The following is a 5,249-nucleotide window of genomic DNA, read 5'->3' as shown; positions in this document are numbered from 1 at the left end:
GGGACGCCTTCAAGCACTGACACCCCGCTTCGTCGAGGGCCTCCCCGGATGTCATCCGGGGAGGCCCTCGATTTTGTTGCGGAAAAGCCACGCGCCTGTCGCCTGTCCATGAGTCATCGCGGCCGTCGCGCCCTGACCACACGGTCTCCCGCCGTGCCTCCCCGCCGTCGTGGCGGGTGTGATGGCGGCCCCACATCGGAACTGAGCGGAGTCAGGGTCGGGTGGCGGAGTGGCTGCCGGGGTGGAGCGGGAAGATCTGGTCCAGGCCGACGATGCGCAGGACGCGCAGGGTATGGGCGGGGACTGCGGCGAGTGCGAGGTCGGCCTGGGCGGCGTGCGCGTGGTTGCGGGCTGCGATGAGGGCGGTGAGGCCGCTGGAGTCGCAGAAGTTCATGCCGGCCAAGTCCAGGACAAGGCGCTGGCCCGGCTGCAGGGCGATGGTGCTGAGCAGGTCCCGCAGCTCGGGGGCGCTGGTGTAGTCGAGTTCGCCGGAGATCTCCAGTACGGGACCGGTGGCGGCGTCACGGGTGGTGATCTTCAGCAGGGTCATCGTGGATTCGTCGTCTGGGAATCGGGGGCGCTGGCGCCGAGGGCGAGCAGGGCGGTGTCGTCGTCGAGGCCGTCACCGAAGCTGTTCAACAGGCCGGTCAGGGCCTGGATGACAGCGTACGGGGGTGTGCCGGCGTGGTCGGCGGCGAAGGCGCGCAGTGCCTCGTCGCCGAACAGGGTGGCGCGGTCCTTTCCGGTGCGGGCTTCGGTGATGCCATCGGTGTAGAGCAGGAGAGTGTCGCCGATGGCGAGGGTGGTGGCGGCGGTAGCGAACCGCGCCTCGGGCAGGATGCCGACGAGGAGGCCGCCGGGGGTGGGCAGGAAGTCGGCTGTGCCGTGGCCACGCAGGACGAGGACGGGAGGGTGGCCGCCCGAGGCCAGTCGCACCGTGACCTCCCCCGTGGTGGGGTCGGGTTCGAGGGTGCCGAAGATGGCGGTGCAGTAGCGCGGGTCGCCGCTGCCGGCGTAACGCTCGTGGAGCACCTTGTTGAGAGTCGAGAGGGCGGAGACCGGGTCGGGATCGTGGAGGGCGGCGGCCCGCAGGGTGTACCGGGTCAGTGAGGTGAGCGCGGCGGCCTGGGGGCCTTTGCCGCATACGTCGCCGAGGAAGAAGGCGAAGCGTTTGCCGTCGATGGGGAAGACGTCGTAGAAGTCGCCGCCCAGCCGGTCGGGGTGGGCGGTGTGGTAGTAGGCGGCCGTCTCCATGCCGGGGACCGGTGGGAGGGTTTCGGGTAGCAGCGACTGCTGCAGCACGGCGAGGGCGTCCTGCAGCCGGGTGCGGTCGGCCTCGGCCTGTTTGCGTGCTTCTTCGGCCGCCTTGCGGCCGCGCAGGAGTTCCTCTTCGTAGGCGCGGCGGTCGCGGGCGTGGAAGACAGTGGTGCGGATCAGCAGGGGCTCGCCGCTGCTGCCCTGCTTGACCACGGAGGAGACCAGAACTGGCATGCGGCCGCCGTTGGCCTGCTTGATCTCCAGGGCTATGCCGCTGATCTCTCCCTGCATCCGCAGCAGCGGCGCGAAGTGCGTTTCGTGGTACAGCTTGCCGCCCACGGTCAGCAGGTCGGTGAACCGCATCCGGCCCACCACTGCCTCCCGCTCGAGGCCGAGCCAGCCCAGCAGGGTGGTGTTGATCTTCGCGATGGTGCCGTCCATCAGGGTGGACAGGTATCCGCACGGCGCGTTTTCGTACAGCTCTTCGGCGCTGTCCTCCAATAGAGCCGCGAAAGCTGCCGTCTCTGCTATGTCGTCGTCTGCGTCCGGCGGATCGGGCTGCTGCCCGGTACTGCACATCACTGCAGGCCTGCTAGGAATGCGCGAATGGCCTCGTTGGTGGCCTCCGGCGCGGACAAGTGCGGGCAGTGGCCGGTCGCGTCCAAGGTGACCAGTTCTGATCCGGGGATCGCCAGGTGGACGAAGGCGCCGACTTCCCGGGGGGCGATCACGTCCTGGGTGCATTCCAGCACCAGCGTCGGCACCCGCACGCTCTTCAGGTCGTCCCTGGAGTCCGACAGGAATGTGGTGCGGGCGAAGACGCGCGCCATGTCCGGGTCGGTGGCGCAGAAGCTGTTCGTCAGCTCCTCCCCCAGTTCCGGCCGCTCCGCATTACCCATGATCACTGGAGCCATAGCCGCTGACCAGCCCAGATAGTTCGACTCGAGCGACGCCAGCAGCTCATCGATGTCTTCGGCGCTGAACCCGCCCCGGTAGCCGTCGTCGTCGATGTACCGCGGCGATGGGGCCACCATCACCAGGGCACCGATGCGTTCCGGCGCCATGTCCGCGGCCAGCACCCCGGTCATCGCGCTGACCGAATGCCCCACGAACACCGCATCCTGCACGTCGAACGCTTCGCACACCTCCACCACGTCTTGGGCGTACCCCTGCAGCGAGGCGTAACGACTCTCCGAGAAGGCGGACGGATCCGCGCTGCCCGAACCCACGTAGTCGAACAGCACCACCCGGTACTCCTCGGCCAGAGCCGGCACCGTCAGCCGCCACATGTTCTGATCACAGCCGAAGCCATGCGCCAGCACCACCGTCCGCCCCTGCGGATTGCCCGTGATAAAGACGTTGTTCCTGCGGCCGATATCCATCCGGTCAGTGTCGCAGGCCCCGCTCATAAACAGGGCCACCGCAGCGGGCGCACCTCCCCCGGCCCACACACCGCGTCCACAACACGGCCGGTCAGATCCTCGCACACACCGCATCCTGAACGGCCACCCACTATGAGCGGAGCGCAACTCATACGGCAACTGTTCTCCGGGAGGTGTGCGCGGTGTGTGAGCAGGGCGCGGAGGACAGTCGCGTGGCCGCAGCCGAGCTGCCGCCGACAGCGCCGGCCGTCGGCCGGCACAACGTCACTGGTCTGTGGGCCCGGGGGCTGACTGGCCCCTTGTCATGCACAGATGTGAAGATGACGCAATGCACGCGACCTTTGAGAGGAAACTGCACGTCACCCGGTACGACCAGATCTTAAGAGTGGTGGGCGCTCAATGAGCACTGCGGCAGCGGGTAAGCGAATACGCGACAACGACAGTCTGAGATGAGACGGCAAGAACCTACAGAAAGAGTTCTATGGTCACCCCGCTGAAGAATCGGGCATCGGACGTCCAGGAGCCCGCGGCGTCGCTGCGGTACAGCATCTCCTGGGACACGGCAGATGTGTCGATCGCTGAGGCCCGAGCGGCTATACGGACGCTACTGGCCCAGGCCGGCCACGAACCCCACCACCAGTGCAGCCAGGACGCTCAGCTCATCGTCAGTGAGCTGGTAACCAATGCGGTGCGACATGCACCCGGCCCGGGCGGACTGGCGCTGGAACTAACTCCTGACGCCGTCCTGCTGCGCATCATGGTGAGCGATAGCTCCCCTCACCTTCCTGAACTGCCGGCACACGACGCCCGCCGTGTCGGCGGGCACGGCCTGCACCTGGTCAACCGACTCTGCGACCACCTGCACACCACCACTCTGGACAGCGGCAAGCAGATCGTCGCTCAACTCCGCCTTCACAGGCTCGCCAACTAGACGGCGTCTGCCGCCACCGCGCATGCCGACAATCGTGTGTTTCGCCGGCGGGCGGCAGTTTCGGCCCGCCCTTGGGGCGCCCTTTCAGTGACTGGTGAGCATGCCTTCCCGCAGCCGGGCCAGGCAGCGCGAGAGCAGCCGGGAGACGTGCATCTGGGAGACGCCCAGGTGTTCGCCGATCTGGGCCTGGGTGAGTTCCTCCACGAACCGCAGGTGGATGATCTGCCGGTCACGCTCATCGAGTTCGGCGATCAGCGGCGCGAGGGCGTGGAAGTCCTCCACCAGCTCTAGAGCGGTGTCCTCGGTGCCGATGAAGTCCTGCAGCGCGGCTTCGCCCTCTTCACTTGCGTTGAGCGTGGCGTCCAGCGAGGAGGAGTTGTAGCCGTTGGCGGCCAGCCGCGCCTCGCGGACCTCGTCCTCGGGCAGGCTCATCAGCTCCGACAATTCCTTGACCGTCGGGGTGCGGCCCAGGCGGCTGCGCAGCTCCTCGGTCGCCTTGGCAAGCTGTACGCGGGCCTCCTGCAGGCGGCGCGGCACGTGCACGGCCCAGGTGGTGTCGCGGAAGAACCGCTTGATCTCGCCCACGATGTAGGGGATGGCGAAGGAAGTGAACTCCGCCTCCCTCGAGAGGTCGAACCGGTCGATCGCCTTGATCAGGCCGATCATGCCGACCTGGACGATGTCCTCCATCTCCTCCGGACCCCGGCTGCGGAAGCGGCCGGCCGCATAGCGGACCAGGGACATGTTCATCTCGATCAGCGTGTTCCGCGCGTAGCTGTAGGCCGGTGTGCCCTCCTCCAGGACGGCCAGCTGGTCGAAGAAGACCTTGGACAGCTCGCGGGCGTCCTTCGGCGCTACCTGGGAGGGGTCGGCAACCTGGGGCAGCTCAAGGGTCTGCGTGTCCATTGCTGTCGCAATCATGAGTGCCATGTCATGTCCCTCCCACGACCGAAGCCATCCGTCACTGTCGACCCGGTGCGGCCGACGCCGACGCGCGGATACCCCTCCATCTTGCATCTATGCCTGCATGTACACGAAGGGGACTGGTCGAGTGGCCCGGCACCCGACGGGACGGTCCACGTGCTGCGTGCCCTGGGGTGTACCTGACGGAGCTCGGGCACGGCGCCCTCCCAGGATGGCGACCGTGACGGCAAGGGCCAGTGACATCGACAAGGCGGCCGGTGTGCTGCGCGCCGGCGGCCTGGTGGCGCTGCCGACCGAGACCGTCTATGGACTGGGCGCCAACGCCATCCCGCCGCCGTCGCACGCATCTTCGAGGCCGCTGACACGCGAGTGCCGCGCCGACTCCTCCAACGTCACCGCGCCAGGCAGGACACGCCGCCGTCCACCGCGAGTTTCCCGCTGCCGTGGAAGACGGCCGCCACCACTACCCGGCCCCCGGCAGACGCCCTGCCATGGCCCGACCGCGGTACATCACGAGCGGCCAGGGACCGGTCAGGATGCGGTGGGGATGGCCACGTCGAGGCCGCGGGAGGCGACGAGTTGGGCGCTGCCGTCGGCCAGGCGGTAGCACAGGCCCACCACGGCGGCCTGACCGGCGGTGACCTTCTCGGCGAGGACCCTGGAGCGGTCCAGCAGCAGGTCGACGGTGTGCCTTATGTGCTCGGCGAGGATCTCCTCGGGCTCGACCTTTCCGGCGGCCCGCGCTGCCAGCACGC

5 protein-coding genes and 1 pseudogene are annotated in these 5,249 nt (G+C 68.1%); 1 reads left to right on the top strand and 5 read right to left on the bottom strand.

Features of this window, described 5'->3' with window-relative positions; genetic code table 11:
• Positions 1-211 precede the first annotated feature (211 nt).
• Genes ACWEN3_RS40795 through ACWEN3_RS40785 form a run of 3 tightly spaced genes read right to left on the bottom strand, consistent with a single transcriptional unit; the run spans position 212 to position 2,639 of the window.
• The gene (locus ACWEN3_RS40795) at positions 212-550 is read right to left on the bottom strand and encodes an STAS domain-containing protein (RefSeq protein WP_452982074.1); all 339 of its coding nucleotides are present in this window, start codon (positions 548-550) and stop codon (positions 212-214) included.
• Positions 547-1,836 carry a PP2C family protein-serine/threonine phosphatase gene (locus ACWEN3_RS40790; RefSeq protein ID WP_452982071.1) on the bottom strand — a complete coding sequence of 430 codons (1,290 nt, stop codon included), beginning with the start codon at positions 1,834-1,836 and terminating at the stop codon, positions 547-549. Before ACWEN3_RS40790 ends, ACWEN3_RS40795 begins: the two co-directional genes overlap by 4 nt.
• Positions 1,836-2,639, bottom strand: a complete 804-nt coding sequence (locus ACWEN3_RS40785) for an alpha/beta fold hydrolase (protein ID WP_452982076.1) — start codon at positions 2,637-2,639, stop codon at positions 1,836-1,838. Before ACWEN3_RS40785 ends, ACWEN3_RS40790 begins: the two co-directional genes overlap by 1 nt.
• 481 nt (positions 2,640-3,120) lie before the next feature.
• Between ACWEN3_RS40785 and ACWEN3_RS40780 the strand changes: the two genes are divergently transcribed.
• The gene (locus ACWEN3_RS40780; protein WP_452982068.1) at positions 3,121-3,570 is read left to right on the top strand and encodes an ATP-binding protein; all 450 of its coding nucleotides are present in this window, start codon (positions 3,121-3,123) and stop codon (positions 3,568-3,570) included.
• A gap of 84 nt (positions 3,571-3,654) precedes the next feature.
• Here ACWEN3_RS40780 and ACWEN3_RS40775 read toward each other — a convergent pair whose 3' ends face one another.
• Both ACWEN3_RS40775 and ACWEN3_RS40770 read right to left on the bottom strand, forming a co-directional pair.
• Positions 3,655-4,500 (bottom strand): RNA polymerase sigma factor SigF, encoded by an 846-nt coding sequence (locus tag ACWEN3_RS40775; RefSeq protein WP_452982065.1) that lies wholly within the window; start codon positions 4,498-4,500, stop codon positions 3,655-3,657.
• Between the two features lie 525 nt (positions 4,501-5,025).
• Positions 5,026-5,249, bottom strand: a pseudogene (locus ACWEN3_RS40770) (carbonic anhydrase); the annotation flags it as partial.

The sequence above is a fragment of the Streptomyces sp. NPDC004561 genome, from assembly GCF_053602155.1.
This window is presented reverse-complemented; position numbering and strand designations above follow the sequence as displayed.